This is a genomic window from Variovorax sp. PBL-H6 (genome assembly GCF_901827155.1).
In the GTDB taxonomy this organism is placed as follows: domain Bacteria; phylum Pseudomonadota; class Gammaproteobacteria; order Burkholderiales; family Burkholderiaceae_C; genus Variovorax.
In genome coordinates this window covers 5,331,723-5,353,410 of sequence record NZ_LR594659.1, presented here as the reverse complement: position 1 = coordinate 5,353,410, position 21,688 = coordinate 5,331,723, and the positions used below count along the sequence as shown (strand labels likewise).

The 21,688-nt window shown below is 64.3% G+C and carries 18 protein-coding genes and 4 tRNA genes; all 22 read left to right on the top strand.

Translation table 11 applies throughout. The features are described 5' to 3' along the window. Positions 1–18: 18 nt before the first annotated feature. The 22 genes from trpE to G3W89_RS25195 all read left to right on the top strand — a co-directional run bounded on the left by trpE (position 19) and on the right by G3W89_RS25195 (position 21,672). Positions 19–1,521: an anthranilate synthase component I gene (trpE, locus tag G3W89_RS25300; RefSeq protein ID WP_162576724.1), complete on the top strand. Its 1,503-nt coding sequence runs from the start codon at positions 19–21 to the stop codon at positions 1,519–1,521. Continuing rightward, entirely contained in the window at positions 1,521–1,910 is a 390-nt protein-coding gene (locus tag G3W89_RS25295; RefSeq protein ID WP_162576723.1) for a GxxExxY protein, read from the top strand. Before trpE ends, G3W89_RS25295 begins: the two co-directional genes overlap by 1 nt. Beyond that, entirely contained in the window at positions 1,907–2,491 is a 585-nt protein-coding gene (locus G3W89_RS25290) for an anthranilate synthase component II (RefSeq protein ID WP_162576722.1), read from the top strand. Before G3W89_RS25295 ends, G3W89_RS25290 begins: the two co-directional genes overlap by 4 nt. A 4-nt stretch (positions 2,492–2,495) precedes the next feature. Further along, the gene (ltaE, locus tag G3W89_RS25285; RefSeq protein ID WP_162576721.1) at positions 2,496–3,545 is read left to right on the top strand and encodes a low-specificity L-threonine aldolase; all 1,050 of its coding nucleotides are present in this window, start codon (positions 2,496–2,498) and stop codon (positions 3,543–3,545) included. After that, complete coding sequence (locus G3W89_RS25280; RefSeq protein WP_162576720.1) at positions 3,538–4,200, top strand: LysE family translocator; 663 nt, start codon at positions 3,538–3,540, stop codon at positions 4,198–4,200. The genes ltaE and G3W89_RS25280 overlap by 8 nt, the downstream gene beginning before the upstream one ends. 18 nt (positions 4,201–4,218) lie before the next feature. After that, positions 4,219–5,244: an anthranilate phosphoribosyltransferase gene (gene trpD, locus G3W89_RS25275; RefSeq protein ID WP_162576719.1), complete on the top strand. Its 1,026-nt coding sequence runs from the start codon at positions 4,219–4,221 to the stop codon at positions 5,242–5,244. Positions 5,245–5,257: 13 nt separating this feature from the next. Beyond that, positions 5,258–6,058 (top strand): indole-3-glycerol phosphate synthase TrpC, encoded by an 801-nt coding sequence (gene trpC, locus G3W89_RS25270; protein ID WP_162576718.1) that lies wholly within the window; start codon positions 5,258–5,260, stop codon positions 6,056–6,058. Beyond that, on the top strand, positions 6,055–6,759 hold the full coding sequence (locus G3W89_RS25265; protein WP_162576717.1) for a uracil-DNA glycosylase: 705 nt from the start codon (positions 6,055–6,057) through the stop codon (positions 6,757–6,759). The genes trpC and G3W89_RS25265 overlap by 4 nt, the downstream gene beginning before the upstream one ends. Before the next feature lie 142 nt (positions 6,760–6,901). Beyond that, positions 6,902–6,987 (top strand) — tRNA-Tyr (locus G3W89_RS25260). 119 nt (positions 6,988–7,106) lie between these two features. Continuing rightward, a tRNA-Gly gene (locus G3W89_RS25255) sits at positions 7,107–7,180 on the top strand. 42 nt (positions 7,181–7,222) lie between these two features. Next, positions 7,223–7,297 (top strand) — tRNA-Thr (locus G3W89_RS25250). Positions 7,298–7,371: 74 nt separating this feature from the next. Then, positions 7,372–8,565, top strand: a complete 1,194-nt coding sequence (gene tuf, locus G3W89_RS25245) for an elongation factor Tu (protein ID WP_162576716.1) — start codon at positions 7,372–7,374, stop codon at positions 8,563–8,565. Between the two features lie 12 nt (positions 8,566–8,577). After that, a tRNA-Trp gene (locus G3W89_RS25240) sits at positions 8,578–8,653 on the top strand. 143 nt (positions 8,654–8,796) lie between these two features. After that, the gene (secE, locus tag G3W89_RS25235; protein ID WP_162576715.1) at positions 8,797–9,180 is read left to right on the top strand and encodes a preprotein translocase subunit SecE; all 384 of its coding nucleotides are present in this window, start codon (positions 8,797–8,799) and stop codon (positions 9,178–9,180) included. After that, positions 9,180–9,776 (top strand): transcription termination/antitermination protein NusG, encoded by a 597-nt coding sequence (gene nusG / locus G3W89_RS25230; RefSeq protein ID WP_068684330.1) that lies wholly within the window; start codon positions 9,180–9,182, stop codon positions 9,774–9,776. Before secE ends, nusG begins: the two co-directional genes overlap by 1 nt. 116 nt (positions 9,777–9,892) lie before the next feature. After that, positions 9,893–10,324 carry a 50S ribosomal protein L11 gene (gene rplK, locus G3W89_RS25225; RefSeq protein ID WP_119557817.1) on the top strand — a complete coding sequence of 144 codons (432 nt, stop codon included), beginning with the start codon at positions 9,893–9,895 and terminating at the stop codon, positions 10,322–10,324. Continuing rightward, positions 10,325–11,026 carry a 50S ribosomal protein L1 gene (gene rplA / locus G3W89_RS25220; protein ID WP_162576714.1) on the top strand — a complete coding sequence of 234 codons (702 nt, stop codon included), beginning with the start codon at positions 10,325–10,327 and terminating at the stop codon, positions 11,024–11,026. A 289-nt stretch (positions 11,027–11,315) separates the two neighbouring features. Further along, positions 11,316–11,846: a 50S ribosomal protein L10 gene (gene rplJ / locus G3W89_RS25215; protein WP_106559732.1), complete on the top strand. Its 531-nt coding sequence runs from the start codon at positions 11,316–11,318 to the stop codon at positions 11,844–11,846. Positions 11,847–11,888: 42 nt separating this feature from the next. After that, on the top strand, positions 11,889–12,266 hold the full coding sequence (gene rplL, locus G3W89_RS25210) for a 50S ribosomal protein L7/L12 (protein ID WP_162576713.1): 378 nt from the start codon (positions 11,889–11,891) through the stop codon (positions 12,264–12,266). 293 nt (positions 12,267–12,559) lie between these two features. Then, complete coding sequence (rpoB, locus tag G3W89_RS25205; protein WP_162576712.1) at positions 12,560–16,684, top strand: DNA-directed RNA polymerase subunit beta; 4,125 nt, start codon at positions 12,560–12,562, stop codon at positions 16,682–16,684. A gap of 75 nt (positions 16,685–16,759) precedes the next feature. Continuing rightward, positions 16,760–20,995, top strand: coding sequence for a DNA-directed RNA polymerase subunit beta' (gene rpoC / locus G3W89_RS25200; RefSeq protein ID WP_162576711.1), 4,236 nt, complete (start codon positions 16,760–16,762; stop codon positions 20,993–20,995). 92 nt (positions 20,996–21,087) lie between these two features. Beyond that, on the top strand, positions 21,088–21,672 hold the full coding sequence (locus G3W89_RS25195) for a LemA family protein (protein WP_232076745.1): 585 nt from the start codon (positions 21,088–21,090) through the stop codon (positions 21,670–21,672). Positions 21,673–21,688: the final 16 nt, after the last annotated feature.

Sequence of the window (21,688 nt, the reverse complement as noted above, 5' to 3'; positions counted from 1 at the left end):
TGACGGAGACCCCACCCCGTGATCACCGAACTCGAATTCAAGAGCCTCAGCGCGCAGGGCTACAACCGCATCCCGCTGATGGTCGAGGCCTTTGCCGACCTCGAAACCCCGCTGTCCCTTTATCTCAAGCTGGCTCACGCGAAGGAAGGCGGCCGCCATAGCTTCCTGCTGGAATCGGTCGTGGGCGGCGAGCGCTTCGGCCGCTACAGCTTCATCGGCCTGCCGGCGCGTACCCTGCTGCGCGCCAGTGGCTTCGGCGCCAAGGCGCTGACACAGGTCGTCACCGGCGGCAAGGTGGTCGAGGAGGTTCGCGGCAATCCGCTGGACTTCGTCGCGGCTTACCAGGAACGCTTCAAGGTGGCCCTGCGGCCCGGCCTGCCGCGCTTCTGCGGTGGGCTGGCCGGCTACTTCGGGTACGACACGGTGCGCCATATCGAGAAAAAGCTCGAACTGAGTTGTCCGCCCGACACGCTGGGCTGCCCCGACATCCTCTTGCTGCAATGCGAGGAACTGGCGGTGATCGACAACCTCTCGGGCAAGCTCTACCTGATCGTCTACGCCGACCCGGCTCAACCGGAGGCCTATGCCAATGCCAAGCGGCGCCTGCGCGAGCTGCGTGAGCAGCTCAAGTACTCGGTCAGCGCGCCACAGGTGCGGCCGACCCAGGCGCATCCCCCCGAGCGCAGCTTCGCCAAGGCCGACTACCTCGCGGCGGTGGAGCGGGCCAAGGAACTGATCGCCGCCGGCGACTTCATGCAGGTCCAGGTGGGCCAACGCATCAGCAAGCGCTACACCGAATCGCCGCTGTCGCTTTACCGCGCGCTGCGTTCGCTCAACCCGTCTCCCTACATGTACTACTACGACCTGGGCGACTTCCACGTGGTGGGCGCCTCGCCGGAGATCCTGGTGCGCCAGGAGCAAACGGGCGGAGGCGAGCAGAAGATCACCATCCGACCCCTCGCCGGCACCCGGCCGCGCGGTGCCTCGCCCGAGCTGGACAAGGCGGCCGAGCAGGAGCTGATCAACGACCCCAAGGAGCGTGCCGAGCACGTGATGCTGATCGACCTGGCGCGCAACGACATCGGCCGCATCGCCAAGACCGGGAGCGTGAAGGTGACAGAGGCCTTCGCCATCGAGCGCTACAGCCACGTGATGCACATCGTGAGCAATGTGGAGGGCACCTTGAAGGACGGCATGACGGCCATCGACGTGTTGAAGGCCACCTTTCCCGCCGGCACCCTGACGGGCGCGCCCAAGGTGCACGCGATGGAGCTGATCGACCAGCTGGAGCCCACCAAGCGCGGCCTTTATGGCGGTGCCTGCGGCTACATCAGCTATGCGGGCGACATGGACGTGGCCATCGCCATCCGGACTGGCATCGTGAAGGACCAGATGCTGCACGTGCAGGCGGCGGCGGGTGTGGTGGCCGATTCGGTGCCGGAGCTGGAGTGGAAGGAAACCGAGGCGAAGGCGCGAGCGCTGCTGCGCGCCGCCGAACTGGTCGAGGAAGGACTCGAGTGATGGCCGACGAATTTCAGAACACCGACTTCTCGCACGAGATCATCGGGGCCGCGATCGAGGTGCAACGGGTGCTCGGCGTTGGCCTGCCGGCCGAGGCGTACGCCGCCGCACTGGAGATCGAGCTCGCCGAGCGCGAGATCGGCTTCGTGCGGGACGTGCCGGTGTCGGCCAGCTACAAGGGCCGATCGCTGGGCGAGGTCTGCCGCGCGGGCTTCGTGGTCGAGCAATCGGTGGTCGTCGAGGTGAAGGCGGTGGATGTGTTGACCGACCTGCATCGTGCCCAGGCGCAGGCCACCGTGCGGCTGTCGGGGCTGCCGCTGGGCTTGCTCGTCAATTTCAACGTGTTCCCGGTGGTCAAGGGCGTGCATCGGATCGGAGCCAAGCCATGAAACTGCTGATGATCGACAACTACGACAGCTTTACCTACAACCTCGTCCAGTATTTCGGCGAGCTTGGCGCCGAGGTGGAAGTGCATCGCAATGACGAGATCACGGTCGAAGGGGTGGGCGAGCGCATCGCGGCCGGGGTCGGGCGGCTGGTGATCTCGCCCGGACCGTGTTCGCCGGCCGAAGCCGGCATCTCGGTTGCGGCGATCAAGGAGTTCGCTGGCACGCTGCCGATTCTGGGGGTCTGCCTGGGCCACCAGGCGATCGGCGCTGCGTTCGGCGCTCGCATCGTGCGTGCGCAGCAGCTCATGCATGGCAAGACCAGCGAGATCACGACCACGCGCGAAGGTGTCTTCGCCGGGTTGCCCGAGAAGTTCGTGGTCAATCGCTACCACTCGCTGTCCATCGAGCGCGACTCCTGCCCGGGCGAACTCAAGCTCACGGCCTGGACCGAGGACGGCGAGATCATGGGCGTGCGGCACACCGGCTTCGAGCGACCAGTGCGCATCGAGGGCGTGCAGTTCCACCCCGAGTCCATCCTCACCGAGCACGGCCACGCCATGCTCAAGAACTTCCTGGAGTAACACCATGAGCAGGCCCCTGGTCGATCTGCGCAGCGACACTGTCACCCGGCCGACCGCCGCAATGCGCGAGGCCATGCTCGCGGCGCCGCTGGGAGACGACGTGTTCGCTGACGATCCAAGCGTCAACGCGCTCCAGGCGCAGATCGCCGAAATGCTGGGTTTCGAGGCGGCTCTCTTCGTCCCAACCGGAACGCAGAGCAATTTTTGCGGGATCCTTGCCCATTGCCAGCGTGGCGACGAGTACATCGTCGGTCAGATGGCGCACTGCTATCGCTGGGAAGGCGGTGGCGCGGCGGTGTTCGGCAGCGTGCAGCCGCAGCCGCTCGATCATCAGCCGGACGGCACCCTGGCCCTGAAAGACATCGAGGCCGCCATCAAGCCCGATGACGCGCATTTCGCCCGTACCCGCTTGCTCGCGCTGGAGAACACGTTGGGCGGCAAGCTGCTGCCTTTCGACTATGTCGAGAAGGCCACGCAGCTCGCGAAGCGCAGCGGTCTCGCGCGGCATCTCGATGGCGCGCGACTCTTCAACGCGGCGGTTGCGCAGGCGGCGCAGCGCGGCAGCGACGCCCGCGACGAGGCACGGGGTATCGCGGGCTGCTTCGACAGCGTCTCCGTCTGCTTCAGCAAAGGCCTCGGCGCGCCGGTGGGCTCAGCGCTGTGCGGATCGCGCGAGCTGATCGCGCGCGCCCACCGCATCCGGAAGATGGCTGGCGGCGGCATGCGCCAGGCCGGGATGCTGGCTGCCGCGGCGTCGCATGCGCTGGAGCACCACATCGATCGTCTGGCCGATGATCACGCGCTGGCGCGCCGGCTGGCCGAGGGCCTGGCCGGAATCGACGGCTTGCAAGTCGAGGCGCCGCAAACCAATCTGCTCTTCGTCGACCTGGTGGGCGCGGCGCAGGCGCGCTCCGCCGACTTGCTCCCCCACCTGAAGCGTGAGGGTGTGCTTGCCACCGGTCTGTACCGCCTGCGTTTCGCGACGCACCTGGACGTCGACGCCGATGGCATCGACCACGCCATCGCCGCCATACGGAGCTTCTTTCATGCCTGAGGTGCAATCGCTGCTGCTCTTCGTCATTGCCGGTCTGCTGTTGAACCTGACGCCCGGCCCGGACGTGCTCTATATCGTGACGCGCGCACTGCGCTCGGGCGTGCGCGCCGGCATCGTGGCCGGACTGGGCATCACGGCGGGTTGTTTCGTGCACATCACTGCTGCCGCGGTGGGCTTGGGTGCGCTGATGCAGGCCTCGGCGGGGTTGTTCACGGTGCTCAAGTGGGTCGGCGCGGCCTACCTTCTTTGGGTCGGCATCCGCATGCTCGTGTCACGCATGCCGAAGGAGGATGTCCTGCCGATCGACGACGTGCCGGATCGTCCCAGCCTGAAGAGCGTCTTTCTCGGTGGCTTCTGGACCAATGTGCTCAACCCGAAGGTGGCGCTGTTCTTCCTCGCTTTTGTGCCGCAGTTCATCGCGCCCGAGACGGCCAGCAAGCCGCTGGCTTTCTTCCTGTTGGGGACGCTGTTCAACTTCAACGCCATTTTCGTGAATGTCGGATGGGCCTTGCTGGCAGGCTGGACGGCGCGCCATGTGGGCTCCGTACGCCGCGGCATGCACTGGCTGGAGCGCGGCGCGGGCGCCCTGTTCATCGGCTTTGGCGTCCGGCTTGCACTCGCAGAAAATCCGGGCGCAGGCCCATCCGTTCACTGACCCAAGGGAGACTTCATCATGCCCATCACCCCCCAGGAAGCCCTGCAACGCACCATCGAGCACCGCGAGGTGTTCCACGACGAGATGCTGCACATTGTGCGTCTCATCATGAGCGGGGAGTGCTCGCCGGTGATGATGGCGGCGCTGATCACCGGCCTGCGCGTCAAGAAGGAAACCATCGGCGAGATCACTGCTGCCGCGCAAGTGATGCGCGAGGTCTCGACCAAGGTCCCGGTGGCCGACACCCGCCACCTGGTCGACATCGTCGGAACCGGCGGCGACGGCTCGCACACCTTCAACATCTCGACGTGCTCGATGTTCGTGGCGGCCGCAGCGGGCGCCAAGGTCAGCAAGCATGGTGGCCGGAGCGTGAGCAGCAAGTCCGGCAGCGCGGACGTGCTGGAGTCGCTGGGCGTCAACATCAACCTTGCGCCCGAGCAGATCGCGAAGTGCATCGCGGACGTGGGCATCGGCTTCATGTTCGCGCCCAACCACCACCCGGCCATGAAGAACGTGGCGCCGGTGCGCAAGGAGTTGGGCATCAAGACCATCTTCAACATCCTGGGGCCTCTCACCAACCCGGCCGGCGCGCCGAACATTCTGATGGGCGTGTTCCATGCGGACCTGGTCGGCATCCAGGTGCGCGCGCTGCAGCGGCTGGGCGCGGAACATGCGCTGGTGGTCTATGGGCGCGACGGCATGGACGAGATCTCGCTCGGCGCCGCCACCATGGTCGGCGAGCTGAAGAACGGCGAGGTGCGCGAGTACGAGTTGCATCCCGAGGACTTCGGCTTCGCGATGTCGAGCAACCGCACACTGCGCGTCGAGACCCCCGAGCAATCGAAGGCGATGCTGCTGGGCGTGCTGGACAACCAGCCGGGGCCGGCGCGCGACATCGTGATCCTCAATGCCGGCGCTGCGCTCTATGCAGCCGACCTGGTCGACTCGATGGCGGGCGGGATCGCGCGCGCCCGTGCGGCGCTGGAGTCGGGCGCGGCGAAGGTCAAGCTGGCCGAACTGGTCCAGGCGACCCACGCGGCCTGAGGAGGGGGAAGGCATGTCCGACATCCTCGAGAAAATCGTCGCGGTCAAGCAAGAAGAGGTGGCTGCGGCGCGCAAGAAGCGCTCGCTCGAAGCCATGCGCTTCGATGCCGAAAGCCGGGTGCTCACGCGCGACTTCACCGGCGCGCTGCGCGCCAAGATCGCAGGCGGCCAGGCGGCAGTCATCGCCGAGGTCAAGAAGGCCAGTCCGAGCAAAGGCGTGTTGCGCGCCGACTTCATCCCGGCCGACATCGCGCAGAGCTATGCCGAAGGCGACGGCAGGGTCAGCGCTGCCTGCCTCTCGGTCTTGACCGATCGCCAGTTCTTCCAGGGCGGTATCGACTATCTCAAGCAGGCGCGCGCCTCCTGCGAGCTGCCGGTGCTGCGCAAGGACTTCATCGTCGATGCCTACCAGGTCTACGAATCGCGGGCCATCGGCGCCGATGCGATCCTGCTGATCGCGGCCTCCCTGGACGACGCGCAGATGCGCGATTTCGAGGTCATCGCGGCGGGGCTGGGCATGGCCGTGCTGGTGGAAGTGCACGATGCGGCCGAGCTGGATCGGGCGCTGAAGCTACGCACGCCACTCATCGGCATCAACAACCGCAATCTGCGGACCTTCGAGGTCTCGGTGCAGACCACCCTCGATTTGCTGCCGAGAATGCCGGCAGATCGCCTCCTCGTCACGGAGTCCGGCATCACATTGCGTGAGGACGTGGCGAAGCTGCGTGCCGCCGGCGTCAATGCCTTTTTGGTGGGCGAGGCCTTCATGCGTGCCGACGAGCCGGGCGATGCACTGGCTGAGCTGTTCCGATGAGCCCGCTGCCCACCCAACTGGCCAGCTGCGATCCGGCTGATTGGCCTGTTGCCCCGGGGTGGCAGCCCCTGGTCGGGGAGTTCTTCGGCTCGCCGGCCGGGCTCAAGCTGGTCGACTTCCTGCATGAGCGGCTCGAGGCTGGCACAGCCATCTTTCCGCCTCGGCCCCTGCGGGCCCTCGAGCTCACGCCGCCGGAGGCGGTGCGCGTCGTGGTCCTGGGCCAGGACCCGTACCACGGGCGTGGCCAAGCCGAGGGACTCGCCTTTTCCGTGGCGCCTGGCGTGGCCCTCCCACCATCGCTGCGCAACATCTTCAAGGAGCTGGAGCGCGACCTCGGCACCCCACCGCCGCGTTTCCCCGATCCGGGCGGCAGCCTTGTCAAATGGGCCACTCACGGCGTGCTGCTGCTCAACACCTGCCTGACGGTGGAGGAGGGGCAGCCAGCCAGCCATTCCGGTCGGGGCTGGGAGGTGCTGACCGATGCCGTGATTCGCCACATAGCCGACGGCGACCGCCCGGTGGTTTTCATGTTGTGGGGATCGCATGCACAAAGCAAGCGTGCCCTGATTGACAGCGACCGGCACAAGGTGCTGGCCGCGAACCATCCCTCGCCGCTTTCGGCGCTTCGCCCACCGGTTCCCTTCATCGGTTGCGGCCATTTTGGCGAGGCCCGGGCTTGGCGGGAGTCCCAGGCTCTTTAATTGATCCGGGTGAAATAAGCGGGCCGCTGTGCAGCGGCGGCTGGAGACATTTCGGCCGCGGAGCGGTGCTGCCCTGTCCTGATCACAGCCAAGCCCTCTGATCGACCTGCCCTGTCAACCGTGCTATATTTCGAGGTTCGCCGGAGAGGTGGCCGAGTGGTTAATGGCAGCAGACTGTAAATCTGCCCTCTTACGAGTACGCTGGTTCGAATCCAGCCCTCTCCACCAGCGAAGAACGGATTTTGCAGAGCGTTTGAATGACGGGTTTCGGTGCAGGGCTGGAAGGCGAAAGCGCAAAACCCGGACCGTGCTACGGTGCAGCCCTTGCTCGAGGGGTTGCACCGAATGCGGGAGTAGTTCAATGGTAGAACCCTAGCCTTCCAAGCTAATGACGCGGGTTCGATTCCCGTCTCCCGCTCCAGCAATCTCCGTCGACGCAAGGTGCAGGTTTTATAGGTATTTCGCCCATTTGGCTCAGTGGTAGAGCACTCCCTTGGTAAGGGAGAGGTCGCGGGTCCGATTCCCGCAATGGGCACCAGTCTTGGGGTTGCAGCCGGGTGGTTGCAACCCCATGTCAGTGTGTTGATCTAGTTATTTTTCGGAGTCGAGAAAATGGCAAAAGGAAAATTCACCCGCACGAAGCCGCACGTGAACGTGGGCACGATCGGTCACGTGGACCATGGCAAGACGACCCTGACGGCGGCGATTGCGACCGTGCTGTCGGCCAAGTTCGGCGGTGAAGCCAAGGCCTACGACCAGATCGATGCGGCGCCCGAAGAAAAGGCGCGCGGCATCACCATCAACACGGCCCACGTCGAGTACGAGACGGCCAATCGCCACTACGCGCACGTTGATTGCCCTGGCCACGCCGACTACGTCAAGAACATGATCACCGGTGCCGCCCAGATGGACGGCGCCATCCTCGTGTGCTCGGCAGCCGACGGCCCGATGCCCCAGACCCGTGAGCACATCCTGCTGGCGCGCCAGGTGGGTGTGGGCTACATCATCGTTTACCTCAACAAGTGCGACATGGTCGACGACAAGGAGCTGCTGGAGCTCGTCGAGATGGAGGTGCGCGAGCTGCTGGACAAGTACGAATTCCCGGGCGACGACACCCCCATCATTCACGGCTCGGCCAAGCTGGCCCTGGAAGGCGACAAGGGCGAACTCGGCGAGGGCTCCATCATGAAGCTGGCCGAGGCCCTGGACAGCTACATCCCCACCCCTGAGCGTGCGGTGGACGGCACCTTCCTCATGCCTGTGGAAGACGTCTTCTCCATCTCTGGCCGCGGCACCGTGGTGACCGGAGCCGTTGAGCGCGGCGTCATCAAGGTTGGCGAGGAAATCGAGATTGTCGGCATCCGAGCGACCCAGAAGACCACCTGCACGGGCGTTGAGATGTTCCGCAAGCTGCTGGACCAGGGCCAGGCTGGCGACAACGTGGGTGTGCTGCTGCGCGGCACCAAGCGTGAGGATGTCGAGCGCGGGCAGGTGCTGTGCAAGCCGGGCTCCATCAAGCCCCACACGCACTTCACCGCCGAGGTGTATGTGCTGAGCAAGGACGAGGGCGGGCGTCACACGCCTTTCTTCAACAACTACCGTCCGCAGTTCTACTTCCGCACCACCGATGTGACCGGTGCGATCGAGCTGCCCCAGGACAAGGAGATGGTCATGCCCGGCGACAACGTGTCCATCACGGTGAAGCTGATCAACCCCATCGCCATGGAGGAGGGCCTGCGCTTCGCCATTCGCGAAGGCGGCCGCACCGTGGGCTCGGGCGTGGTGGCGAAAATTCTGGACGTCTAAGCGATTTCGCGGAGGGGTATAGCTCAATTGGCAGAGCGTCGGTCTCCAAAACCGAAGGTTGTAGGTTCGATTCCTACTGCCCCTGCCACTCCAAGGTGGCGTTGAGAAAGCCAGGCGCGAAAGCGGCGGGCTGAGGAAACCCAAAGAGCCCGTCATGACCTGACGGGCTTCGGTGTCTGGAATGACGCCAAGAATTGAAGAGGCCGAAGGGCCGCAGGAACAAAGCCCAGGATGGCTACTTCTCAAATCGAAACCGTGAGCACCGGCGCAGACAAGGCCAAGTTGGCCGTGGCTGTCGTACTCGCGGTGGGCGCCATCGTGGCGTTTTACCTGCTGTCGCGCCAGGGCGCGCTCGTGCAGTGGGTCGTCCTGCTGGTGGGGCTGGCGGCCGCCGTGGGCGCCTTCGCGAGTTCGGAGAATGGCCGCCAGCTTTGGGCCTTTGGTCGTGATTCGTGGCGCGAGGTCAAGAAGGTCGTGTGGCCGAGCCGCAAGGAAACGATCCAGATGACGGCCTATGTGTTCGCCTTCGTCCTGGTTATGTCCGTCTTCCTCTGGCTTACGGACAAGACGCTCGAATGGGTGTTTTTCGACCTCATTCTGGGCTGGAGAAAATGATGACTGACGACGCTGTCGACACAACGCCAGAACATACGCCCGTGCTGGCGCCGCCCGCCAACCCCGACCTGCGCTGGTATGTGGTGCATGCCTACTCAGGCATGGAGAAGGCCGTGGAACGCAATATCACCGAGCGCATCAATCGGGCCGGCATGCAGGACAAGTTCGGTCGCATCCTGGTGCCGACCGAGGAGGTGGTCGAGATAAAGAACGGCCAGAAGCGCACCACCGAGCGACGCTTCTTCCCGGGCTACGTGCTGGTCGAGATGATCATGGACGATGAGAGCTGGCACCTGGTGAAGCACACCAACAAGGTGACGGGTTTCGTCGGAGGCGCGAAGAATCGACCTGCCCCCATTTCGCAGAAGGAAGTCGAGGACATCGTCTCCCAAATGCAGCAGGGCACCGAGAAGCCGCGCCACAAGGTCGAATTCATCGTGGGCGAATTCGTGCGCGTCAAGGAAGGCCCGTTCACCGACTTCAACGGTACGGTCGAGGAAGTCAACTACGAGAAGAGCAAGGTGCGCGTGTCGGTCATGATCTTCGGCCGCGCGACGCCTGTTGAACTGGAATTCTCGCAAGTCGAGAAAACCTGAGTCAGTTTTCGGCTGCGCGTTGTCCGACTCGGCGCGCGGCTTTGACCGAAGAGTCGTCAACCCCGGGGAGCTGCGGCTGAGAAGGCCAAGGCGCTAGGACCCGCAAGGAGTAAAGCATGGCGAAGAAAATCGTCGGCTTCATCAAGCTGCAAGTGCCAGCTGGTAAAGCCAATCCGTCGCCGCCTATCGGCCCCGCACTGGGCCAGCGCGGTTTGAACATCATGGAATTCTGCAAGGCGTTCAACGCGCAGACCCAGGGCGTCGAGCCCGGCCTGCCGCTGCCGGTGGTCATCACCGCGTTCGCCGACAAGAGCTTCACCTTCATCATCAAGACGCCCCCGGCGATCACCCTGATCAAGAAGGCCATCAAGCTCGATAAGGGTTCCGCACGTCCGCACACCGACAAGGTCGGCAAGATCACGCGCGCACAACTCGAAGAGATCGCCAAGACCAAGATGAAGGACCTGACCGCCGCCGACCTGGATGCAGCGGTCCGCACCATCGCCGGCTCGGCCCGCTCGATGGGCGTGAATGTGGAGGGCGTGTAAATGGCCAAGCTGACCAAGAAACAAAAGGCCCTCGTGGGCAAGGTCGATAGCAACAAGCTGTACCCGCTCGTCGACGCGATTGGCATCGTCAAGGAAGCCGCCACCGCGAAGTTCGATGAGTCGATCGACGTGGCCGTGCAGCTCGGCATCGACGCCAAGAAGTCAGACCAGGTGGTGCGCGGCGCGGTCGTGATGCCCAATGGCACCGGCAAGATCAAGCGGGTGGCCGTGTTCGCCCAGGGCGCCAAGGCCGAAGAAGCCAAGGCCGCCGGCGCCGACATCGTTGGCATGGACGATCTGGCTGCTCAGGTGAAGGCCGGCGACATGCCCTTCGACGTGGTGATTGCCGCGCCGGACGCAATGCGCGTGGTCGGTGCGCTGGGCCAGATCCTCGGTCCGCGCGGCCTGATGCCGAACCCCAAGGTCGGTACCGTGACTCCCGACGTCGCGACTGCTGTCAAGAACGCCAAGGCGGGCCAGGTGCAGTTCCGCGTCGACAAGGCCGGGATCATCCACGGCACGATCGGCCGCCGATCGTTCGATGCCGACAAGCTGCAGGGCAACCTGGCCGCGCTGATCGAGGCGCTGGTCAAGGCCAAGCCGGCTTCGAGCAAGGGCATCTACCTGCGCAAGGTGGCCGTGTCGTCGACGATGGGTGTGGGTGTCCGGGTGGACACGCAGACCATCTCGGCCCAGGGCTGAGCGTAATGAAGGCGGGCCTTGCCTCGGCAGGGCCCCGATGAGATCGGCCCCGTTGTCTGTCAAAGGCGGGCGGGGCGGTGTGGTGGGTCGGGGCTGCGTGCAAGCGCTTTCCCGGGCCATCCTAGACCGCTGGCGTGTAGGAGGGCCTGCACTTAATCGCTTCGACCTTCGCGAGGCAACCAGCGCAGATGGCGATCCCGCTGCAAGGAATCATTCCGAAACAGTTGGTCGCTGCATGAAGCGCGTCCCGAGGCTCCTGGCCGAAGGACGCATTGAAAAGGAGTAGACCTTGAGTCTGAATCGCAGTGAGAAAGAAGCGGTCATCAGTGATGTGACCAGCCTCGCCGCAAAAGCTCAAACGCTCGTGATGGCGGAATACCGTGGCATCACGGTTGCTGACATGACCCGTCTGCGCAACGATGCGCGCAGCAAGGGTGTGACCCTGAGTGTTCTCAAGAACACCCTGGCACGCCGTGCTGTCGCTGGTAGCGCTTTCGAAGTCGTCGGTGACCAGATGACCGGTCCGCTGATCTATGGCTTCTCCGAGGACGCCGTGGCCGCCGCGAAAGTGGTGGCCGATTTCGCGAAGACCAACGACAAACTGGTCATTCGCGGTGGCGCCTTCGGTGGCAAGGCCCTGGACGTCGAAGGCGTTAAGCAACTGGCCAACATCCCTTCCAAGGAAGTGCTGCTGGCGCAACTGCTGGGCTTGATGCAGTCCCCCATCTCGCGCACGGCCCGTGTCCTGGCCGCGCTCGCCGAGAAGCGTGGTGGTGGCGAAGCCCCGGCCGAGGCTGCGGCCGAAGCCCAAGCCGCCTGAGCTTGCTTTTGAAAAATTCAACCCAATTGTTAGGAAACCCAAATGGCATTCGATAAAGACGCATTTCTGACCGCGCTCGACAGCATGACGGTCCTCGAGCTCAACGATCTGGTGAAAGCCATCGAAGAGAAGTTCGGCGTGAGCGCCGCAGCCATGGCCGCCCCGGCGGCCGGTGGTGGCGGTGCCGCTGCTGCTGCCGTCGAGGAAAAGACCGAGTTCAACGTCATGCTGCTGGAAGCTGGCGCGAACAAGGTTTCCGCGATCAAGGCCGTGCGCGAAATCACCGGCCTGGGCCTCAAGGAAGCCAAGGACCTGGTGGAAGCCGCTCCGAAGGCTGTGAAGGAAGGCGTGGCCAAGGCCGACGCCGAAGCGATGAAGAAGAAGCTGGAAGACGCCGGCGCAAAGGCGGAACTGAAGTAATTCGGTTCCCACGCAGGGCTGGAGTGTGCCGAAAGGCCCTCCAGCCTTTGCCGCTTTCAGAGCGCACCCAAAAGTCGGCTTGATGCCGGTTTTCCCGGAGACCGCGAGGTAGACGGAGAAGCCAGATCAAGATGATTTTTGAGTGTCTTCTGACCCCGACTGCAGAAGATCCCTTGGTTCGGGTGATGTGCAACGCATCACTGTCCGCCAACGGCTGGTAGTGGCCAGCCGCCAAGCAGTGGCGCGAAAGCGCTGCTGACAAGTCGCTGAAGATCTCAAGCTCCGGAGCTCTCATGGCCCAAACGTCCACGTACAGTTACACCGAACGCAAGCGCATCCGAAAGAACTTCGGTAACCGCGACAGCGTCGTCGAAATTCCCTACCTGCTCCAGATGCAGAAGGACGCCTATACCGCGTTCCTGCAAGCGGGCATCCCCCCTCAGAAACGCACCGTGGAAGGCCTGCAGGCCGCTTTCGACGCTGCTTTCCCGATCGTCTCGCACAACGGCTTCGTGGAAATGAAATTCCTCGAGTACAACCTCGCGAAGCCGGCTTTCGATGTGCGCGAGTGCCAGACCCGCGGGCTCACCTTTGCCTCGGCCGTGCGTGCCAAGGTACAGTTGATCATCTACGACCGCGAGTCCTCGACCTCGCAGTCGAAGGTGGTCAAGGAAGTGAAGGAGCAGGAGGTCTACATGGGCGAAGTGCCGCTCATGACCGAAAAAGGCTCTTTCATCATCAACGGCACCGAGCGCGTGATCGTCTCGCAGCTGCACCGCTCGCCGGGTGTGTTCTTCGAGCATGACAAGGGCAAGACGCACAGCTCCGGCAAGCTGTTGTTCTCGGCCCGCGTGATCCCCTACCGCGGCTCCTGGCTGGACTTCGAGTTCGACCCGAAGGACATGCTGTACTTCCGCGTCGACCGTCGCCGCAAGATGCCGGTGACGATCCTGCTGAAGGCCATCGGCCTGAACCCGGAATCAATCCTCGCGAACTTTTTCGTCAATGACAACTTCCGCCTCATGGACAGCGGCGCGCAGATGGAGTTCGTCTCCGAGCGCCTGCGCGGAGAAGTCGCTCGCTTCGACATTACTGACAAGTCGGGCAAAGTGGTCGTCGCCAAGGACAAGCGCGTCACCGCGCGCCACACGCGCGAGCTCGAGCAGACGGGCACCACGCACATCAGCGTGCCGGAAGACTTCCTGGTCGGCCGCGTGCTGGCACGCAACATCGTCGACCCAGACTCCGGCGAGATCCTGGCCAAGGCCAATGACGAGCTGACCGAAGCGCTGCTGAAGAAGCTCCGCGCCGCCGGCGTGCAAGAGCTGCAGGCCATCTACACCAACGAACTCGATCAGGGCGCGTACATCTCGCAGACCCTTCGCATCGACGAGACGGTGGACGAGTTCGCCGCCCGCGTGGCTATCTACCGCATGATGCGCCCCGGCGAGCCGCCGACGGAAGACGCGGTGCAGGCCCTGTTCCAGCGCCTGTTCTACAACCCCGACACCTACGACCTGTCGCGCGTCGGCCGCATGAAGTTCAACGCCAAGGTTGGCCGTGATGAGTCGACCGGCCCGATGGTGCTGACCAACGAGGACATCCTCTCGGTGGTCAAGATCCTGGTGGACCTGCGCAACGGCCGCGGCGAAGTCGACGACATCGATCACCTCGGCAATCGCCGGGTGCGTTGCGTCGGCGAGTTGGCGGAGAATCAATACCGTACCGGCCTTGCCCGCATTGAAAAGGCCGTCAAGGAGCGCCTGGGCCAGGCCGAGCAGGAGCCGCTGATGCCGCACGATCTCATCAACAGCAAGCCGATCTCGGCTGCGCTGAAGGAGTTCTTCGGCGCCTCGCAACTGTCGCAGTTCATGGATCAGACCAACCCGCTGTCCGAGATCACGCACAAGCGTCGCGTCTCGGCCCTTGGCCCGGGCGGCCTGACGCGCGAGCGCGCCGGCTTCGAAGTGCGCGACGTGCACGTCACGCACTACGGCCGCGTGTGCCCGATCGAAACACCTGAAGGCCCGAACATCGGCCTGATCAATTCGCTGGCTCTGTACGCTCGCCTGAACGAGTACGGCTTCATCGAGACGCCATACCGCCGTGTGGTGGACGCCAAGGTCACGAACGAGATCGACTACCTCTCGGCCATCGAGGAAGGCAAGTACGTGATCGCGCAGGCGAACGCCGCGCTCGACAAGGACGGCCGCCTGACCGGCGACCTGGTGTCGGCGCGCGAGACCGGCGAATCGATCCTGGTCTCCGCCGAGCGCGTGCAGTACATGGACGTGTCGCCGGCGCAGATCGTGTCGGTGGCCGCTTCGCTGGTGCCCTTCCTGGAGCACGACGACGCGAATCGCGCGTTGATGGGCGCCAACATGCAGCGCCAGGCGGTGCCGGTGCTGCGCCCCGAGAAGGCCTTTGTCGGCACCGGCATCGAACGTGTCTCCGCCGTCGACTCCGGCACGGTCGTTACGGCCAGCCGGGGCGGCGTGGTCGACTACGTCGATGCCACCCGCATCGTGGTGCGCGTGAACGACGCCGAAGCGGCGGCTGGTGAGGTGGGTGTCGACATCTACAACCTGATCAAGTATCAGCGTTCGAACCAGAACACGAACATCCACCAGCGTCCGATCGTCAAGCGTGGCGACAAGATCGCCAAGGGCGACGTGATCGCCGACGGCGCCTCGACGGATCTGGGCGAGCTGGCGTTGGGCCAGAACATGCTGGTCGCGTTCATGCCCTGGAACGGCTACAACTTCGAGGACTCGATCCTGATCAGCGAGCGCGTGGTTGCCGAAGACCGCTACACCTCGATCCACATCGAGGAACTGGTGGTGATGGCGCGCGACACCAAGCTGGGCGCGGAAGAAATCACCCGCGACATCCCGAACCTGGCCGAGCAGCAGCTCAATCGCCTGGACGAATCCGGGATCATCTACGTCGGCGCCGAAGTGCAGCCCGGCGACACGCTGGTCGGCAAGGTCACGCCAAAGGGTGAGACCACGCTGACGCCTGAAGAGAAGCTGCTGCGCGCGATCTTCGGCGAGAAGGCTTCCGACGTGAAGGACACATCGCTGCGCGTGGACCAGGGCTCGCAGGGCACCGTGATCGACGTGCAGGTGTTCACCCGCGAAGGCATCCAGCGCGACAAGCGTGCCCAGCAGATCATCGACGACGAGCTCAAGCGCTTCCGGCTCGACCTCAACGACCAGCTGCGCATCGTCGAGGCCGACGCCTTCGACCGCATCGAGAAGCTCCTGATCGGCAAAGTTGCCAACGGCGGCCCGAACAAGCTGGCCAAGGGCAGCAAGCTCGACAAGGCGTACCTCTCGTCGATCGAGAAGTTCCACTGGTTCGACATCCGCCCGGCGGACGACGAAGTGGCTTCGCAGCTCGAGTCGATCAAGAACTCGCTGGAGCAGACGCGCCACAGCTTCGATCTCGCCTTCGAAGAAAAGCGCAAGAAGCTCACGCAGGGTGACGAGCTGCCTGCGGGCGTGCTGAAGATGGTCAAGGTCTACCTGGCCGTCAAGCGGCGCCTGCAGCCCGGCGACAAGATGGCCGGCCGTCACGGAAACAAGGGCGTGGTGTCGAAGATCGTTCCCGTCGAGGACATGCCGCACATGGCCGACGGAACGCCGTGCGACATCTGCCTGAACCCGCTGGGCGTGCCCTCGCGGATGAACGTCGGGCAGGTGCTCGAGGTGCATCTGGGCTGGGCCGGCAAGGGCGTGGGCCAGCGCATCGGCGATCTGCTGCAGGCCGAGGCCAAGGTGGCCGAGCTGCGCCAGTTCATGGACAAGCTCTACAACGGCTCGGGCCGCAAGGAAGACCTCGCCAGGCTGAGCGACGCTGACATCCTCGAGATGGCCGGCAATCTGTCGACAGGCGTGCCTTTCGCGACGCCCGTGTTCGACGGTGCCTCAGAAGAGGAAATCCGCGGCATGCTGCACCTCGCCTACCCCGACGAGATCGCCAAGGCCAAGGGCCTGACCGCAACGCGCACCCAGGCCTACCTGTACGACGGACGCACGGGCGACCAGTTCGAGCGTCCCGTCACCGTGGGCTACATGCACGTGCTGAAGCTGCATCACCTGGTGGATGACAAGATGCACGCTCGCTCGACCGGTCCCTACAGCCTGGTCACGCAGCAGCCGCTGGGCGGCAAGGCGCAATTCGGCGGCCAGCGTTTTGGGGAAATGGAAGTGTGGGCGCTCGAAGCCTACGGCGCTGCCTACGTCCTGCAGGAAATGCTGACGGTGAAGTCCGACGACGTTCAGGGCCGTACCAAGGTCTACGAAAGCATCGTCAAGGGCGAACACTCGATCGAAGCCGGCATGCCGGAATCGTTCAATGTGCTGGTCAAGGAAATCCGTTCGCTGGGGCTCGATATCGAGCTGGAGCGGTCCTAAGGACTTGCGGGACAGACCAACAAATTGCGCTGCAATTTTTGCGCTGTCCCCCACTGATTAAAAAGGAAAGAGTCAATGAAATCGCTACTCGACCTGTTCAAGCAATTCACACCGGACGAGCATTTCGATGCCATCCGCATCGGCATGGCTTCGCCCGAGAAGATCCGTTCGTGGTCCTTCGGCGAAGTGAAGAAGCCCGAGACCATCAACTATCGGACCTTCAAGCCCGAGCGCGACGGTCTTTTCTGCGCCAAGATCTTCGGCCCGATCAAGGACTACGAGTGCCTGTGCGGCAAGTACAAGCGCCTCAAGCACCGCGGCGTGATCTGCGAGAAGTGCGGCGTTGAAGTCACGCAGACCAAGGTGCGCCGCGAGCGCATGGGTCACATCGACCTGGCCGCGCCGTGCGCGCACATCTGGTTCCTGAAGTCGCTGCCGTCGCGCCTGGGCCTCGTGCTTGACATGACCCTGCGCGACATCGAGCGTGTGCTGTACTTCGAAGCCTATGTGATCACCGATCCCGGCATGACTCCGCTGAAGAAATTCGGCATCATGTCCGAGGACGACTACGACGCGAAGCGCAAGGAATACGGCGACGAGTTCATCGCCAAGATGGGTGCCGAAGGCATCAAGGACCTGCTGATGGGCATCGAGCTCGACAGCGAGATCGAGAAGCTGCGTGGTGACCTGACCGGCTCCGAAGTCAAGGTCAAGAAGAACTCCAAGCGCCTCAAGGTGCTGGAAGCCTTCCGCAAGTCGGGCATCAAGCCCGAGTGGATGGTGCTGGACGTGCTGCCCGTGCTGCCGCCGGACCTGCGTCCGCTGGTGCCGTTGGATGGCGGCCGCTTCGCGACCTCCGACCTGAACGACCTCTATCGTCGCGTCATCAACCGCAATTCGCGCCTGCGCCGACTGCTCGAACTGAAGGCGCCCGAGATCATTGCGCGCAACGAGAAGCGGATGCTGCAGGAGGCTGTGGACAGCCTGCTGGACAACGGCCGCCGCGGAAAAGCCATGACAGGCGCCAACAAGCGTGCGCTCAAGTCGCTCGCCGACATGATCAAGGGCAAGAGCGGCCGCTTCCGCCAGAACCTGCTGGGCAAGCGCGTCGACTACTCGGGCCGCTCGGTCATCGTGGTGGGCCCGACGCTCAAGCTGCACCAGTGCGGCCTGCCGAAGCTGATGGCGCTCGAGCTGTTCAAGCCCTTCATCTTCTCGCGCCTGGAAGCCATGGGCATCGCGACGACCATCAAGGCCGCGAAGAAGGAAGTCGAATCCGGCACGCCGGTGGTGTGGGACATCCTGGAAGAGGTGATCAAGGAGCACCCGGTGATGCTGAACCGCGCACCGACCCTTCACCGCCTCGGCATCCAGGCCTTCGAGCCGATCTTGATCGAGGGCAAGGCGATCCAGCTGCACCCGCTCGTTTGCGCGGCCTTCAACGCCGACTTCGACGGCGACCAGATGGCCGTGCACGTGCCGCTGTCGGTGGAAGCGCAGATGGAAGCCCGCACGCTGATGCTGGCCTCCAACAACGTGCTGTTCCCGGCGAGCGGCGAGCCCTCCATCGTGCCCTCGCAGGACGTGGTGCTGGGCCTGTACTACACGACGCGCGAACGCATCAACGGCAAGGGCGAAGGCCTGGTCTTCTCCGACATCGGTGAAGTCCAGCGCGCGCTCGACGCCGACGTGGTGGAACTCACCGCCAAGGTCAGCGTGCGCATCACCGAGTACACGAAGGACAAGGACTCGGGCGAGTTCACGCCCAAGACCGAGCTCGTCGATACCACCGTGGGCCGTGCACTGCTGTCCGAGATCCTGCCCAAGGGCCTGCCATTCTCGAACATCAACAAGGCGCTGAAGAAGAAGGAGATCTCCAAGCTCATCAATATCTCCTTTCGCAAGTGCGGCCTGAAGGAGACCGTGGTCTTCGCCGACAAGCTCCTGCAGAACGGTTTCCGCTTGGCGACCAAAGCCGGCATCTCGATCGCCATCGACGACATGCTGGTGCCGTCGGAGAAGCACGGGATCATCGACCGCTCCGCCAAGGAAGTGAAGGAGATCGAGCAGCAGTACGTCTCCGGCCTGGTCACCGCCGGTGAGCGCTACAACAAGGTGGTGGACATCTGGGGCAAGGCCGGCGACGAAGTGTCGAAGGTCATGATGGCCAAACTCTCGAAGGAGAAGGTCCTCGACCGCCACGGCAAGGAAGTGGAGCAGGAGTCCTTCAACTCCATCTACATGATGGCCGACTCGGGGGCCCGTGGTTCCGCCGCGCAGATCCGGCAGGTGGCCGGCATGCGGGGCCTGATGGCCAAGCCGGACGGCTCGATCATCGAGACGCCGATCACCGCGAATTTCCGCGAAGGTCTGAACGTGCTGGAGTACTTCATCTCCACCCACGGCGCCCGCAAGGGCTTGGCCGACACCGCGCTGAAGACCGCGAACTCCGGCTACCTGACGCGTCGCCTGGTCGATGTGACGCAGGATCTGGTCGTCATCGAACAGGACTGCGGCACCATGGACGGCACCGTGATGCGTGCCATTGTCGAAGGCGGTGAAGTCATCGAATCGCTGCGCGAGCGAATCCTCGGCCGCACCGCGGCCGAAGACGTGCTGCACCCGGAGACCCGTGCCGTGCTGGCCAATGCAGGCGACATGCTCGACGAGGACGTGATCGAAGCGTTGGAGAACGAAGGCGTGGACGAGGTCAAGGTGCGCACCGCGCTGACCTGCGCCACCCGCTTCGGCCTGTGCGCCAAGTGCTATGGCCGCGACCTCGGCCGCGGCGGCCTGGTCAACAACGGCGAAGCAGTCGGCGTGATTGCGGCGCAGTCGATCGGCGAGCCCGGCACGCAGCTGACCATGCGGACCTTCCACATCGGCGGCGCGGCTTCGCGTGCGGCAGTGGCGTCGAGCGTCGAGGCCAAGTCCAACGGCGTGATCGGCTTCAACGCCACCATGCGCTACGTGACCAACAGCAAGAACGAGCTGGTGGTGATCGCACGCTCGGGCGAGATCGTCATTCATGACGAGCACGGCCGCGAGCGCGAGCGCCACAAGGTGCCTTACGGCGCGACGCTGGCTGTCAAGGCGGACCAGCAGGTCAAGGCCGGCCACGTGCTGGCCAACTGGGATCCGCTGACGCGCCCGATCATCACCGAGTTCGCCGGCAAGACCAAGTTCGAGAACGTCGAGGAAGGCCTCACGGTCGCGAAGCAAGTGGACGAAGTCACGGGCCTGTCCACCCTGGTGGTCATCGATCCGAAGCGCCGTGGCGCGGCCAAGGTCGTGCGTCCGCAGGTGAAGCTGATCGACGTCGCGGGCAACGAGGTGAAGATTCCGGGCACCGACCACTCGGTGACCATCGGCTTCCCCATCGGTGCGCTCGTGCAGGTGCGAGACGGTCAGGACGTGGGCCCCGGCGAAGTGCTGGCGCGCATTCCGGTCGAAGGCCAGAAGACGCGAGACATCACCGGCGGCCTGCCGCGTGTGGCCGAGCTCTTCGAGGCGCGATCGCCCAAGGACAAGGGCATGCTCGCCGAGATGACCGGTACTGTGTCCTTTGGCAAGGAGACCAAGGGCAAGGTGCGGCTGCAGATCACCGATCCGGACGGCAAGGTCTGGGAAGAGCTGGTGCCCAAGGAGAAGAACATCCTGGTGCACGAAGGCCAGGTGGTGAACAAGGGCGAGTCGATCGTCGACGGTCCGGCCGATCCGCAGGACATCCTGCGCCTGCTGGGCTCCGAGGAACTCGCGCGCTACATCGTGGACGAGGTGCAGGACGTGTATCGCTTGCAGGGTGTGAAGATCAACGACAAGCACATCGAGGTGATCGTTCGCCAGATGCTGCGCCGCGTCGTGGTCGAGAATCCCGGCGATGCCAACTACATCGCCGGCGAACAGGTCGAGCGCAGCGAGATCCTCAACACCAACGACGCCCTGCGCGCCGACGACAAGCTGCCCGCGACGTACACCAACCTGCTGCTCGGTATCACGAAGGCTTCGCTCTCGACCGACAGCTTCATCAGCGCCGCTTCGTTCCAGGAGACGACGCGCGTGCTGACCGAAGCTGCGATCATGGGCAAGCGCGATGAGCTGCGCGGGCTGAAGGAGAACGTCATCGTCGGTCGCCTGATTCCCGCGGGCACCGGCATGGCCTACCACCAGGCACGCAAGGTCAAGGACGCGATGGACGAAGCCGAGCGCCGCGCAATCGCCGAAGCGGAAGCCGCCGAACTGTCCGGTAGCACCGCCTCGACCGATGACGCCAGTACGGCCGATGCGAGCGAAGGCGCTGCGACGGAATAACTGGTTAGCATCGCCGGCATGACCGGACTCCCACGCCCCCCTTCCGCCCGCGGATCGGGGGCTTTTTTCTGGCGGAGGGCAGTTTGAGCGCCATGCCTGACTCGCTTCTCTGGTGGATCCTCGGCGCAGTGGCGCTGTTCTGGTTCATCGGCGCCTACAACCGCATCGTGCGACTCCGTTCGGGGGCGCTGCAGGCTTATGCGACGCTCGACCTGACGCTGGTGCGCCAGCTCGAATTCGTCCAGGCACGCCTCGCCGAGGAGCTCGTGCCCGTGGAGGCCGCTTCCGGCACGGCGCGGGAGGACGCCGGCCTGAAGGCGTCGACCGCCCAACTGGTGACGCTGCTGGTCGCCACGCGCCTGAAACCGCTGGACCCTGCTCGCATCACGGCACTGGCGGCCGCGTTGCACGCGATGCTGAGCGCCTGGGAGCGGCTCCATCCCGACGCGGTAATCAGCTTCGAGGCCGACGGGACCCTGTCGCGGCCCGCGCCGCTCAATGGCCGGCACGAGGGCGCGCCCGTGCCGATGGCCTGGCCCGAGCCCTCGGCCGCCGCCGAAATCGCGCGCAGCCAGTTCAACCAGGCCGTTGAACAATACAACGCGGCCATCGTCCAGTTCCCCGCACTGCTGGTGGCGTGGATCATGCAGTTGCGACCGGCGGCGCCTTTGCGCTGACATCGCCTTTGTCCAT

Bases quoted from the DNA above. Each gene is read 5' to 3' on its own strand.
- G3W89_RS25295 (WP_162576723.1), top strand. From the start codon at position 1,521: ATGGCCGACGAATTTCAGAACACCGACTTCTCGCACGAGATCATCGGG.
- G3W89_RS25290 (WP_162576722.1), top strand. From the start codon at position 1,907: ATGAAACTGCTGATGATCGACAACTACGACAGCTTTACCTACAACCTC.
- ltaE (WP_162576721.1), top strand. From the start codon at position 2,496: ATGAGCAGGCCCCTGGTCGATCTGCGCAGCGACACTGTCACCCGGCCG.
- G3W89_RS25280 (WP_162576720.1), top strand. From the start codon at position 3,538: ATGCCTGAGGTGCAATCGCTGCTGCTCTTCGTCATTGCCGGTCTGCTG.
- trpD (WP_162576719.1), top strand. From the start codon at position 4,219: ATGCCCATCACCCCCCAGGAAGCCCTGCAACGCACCATCGAGCACCGC.
- trpC (WP_162576718.1), top strand. From the start codon at position 5,258: ATGTCCGACATCCTCGAGAAAATCGTCGCGGTCAAGCAAGAAGAGGTG.
- G3W89_RS25265 (WP_162576717.1), top strand. From the start codon at position 6,055: ATGAGCCCGCTGCCCACCCAACTGGCCAGCTGCGATCCGGCTGATTGG.
- tuf (WP_162576716.1), top strand. From the start codon at position 7,372: ATGGCAAAAGGAAAATTCACCCGCACGAAGCCGCACGTGAACGTGGGC.
- secE (WP_162576715.1), top strand. From the start codon at position 8,797: ATGGCTACTTCTCAAATCGAAACCGTGAGCACCGGCGCAGACAAGGCC.
- nusG (WP_068684330.1), top strand. From the start codon at position 9,180: ATGACTGACGACGCTGTCGACACAACGCCAGAACATACGCCCGTGCTG.
- rplK (WP_119557817.1), top strand. From the start codon at position 9,893: ATGGCGAAGAAAATCGTCGGCTTCATCAAGCTGCAAGTGCCAGCTGGT.
- rplA (WP_162576714.1), top strand. From the start codon at position 10,325: ATGGCCAAGCTGACCAAGAAACAAAAGGCCCTCGTGGGCAAGGTCGAT.
- rplL (WP_162576713.1), top strand. From the start codon at position 11,889: ATGGCATTCGATAAAGACGCATTTCTGACCGCGCTCGACAGCATGACG.
- rpoB (WP_162576712.1), top strand. From the start codon at position 12,560: ATGGCCCAAACGTCCACGTACAGTTACACCGAACGCAAGCGCATCCGA.
- rpoC (WP_162576711.1), top strand. From the start codon at position 16,760: ATGAAATCGCTACTCGACCTGTTCAAGCAATTCACACCGGACGAGCAT.
- G3W89_RS25195 (WP_232076745.1), top strand. From the start codon at position 21,088: ATGCCTGACTCGCTTCTCTGGTGGATCCTCGGCGCAGTGGCGCTGTTC.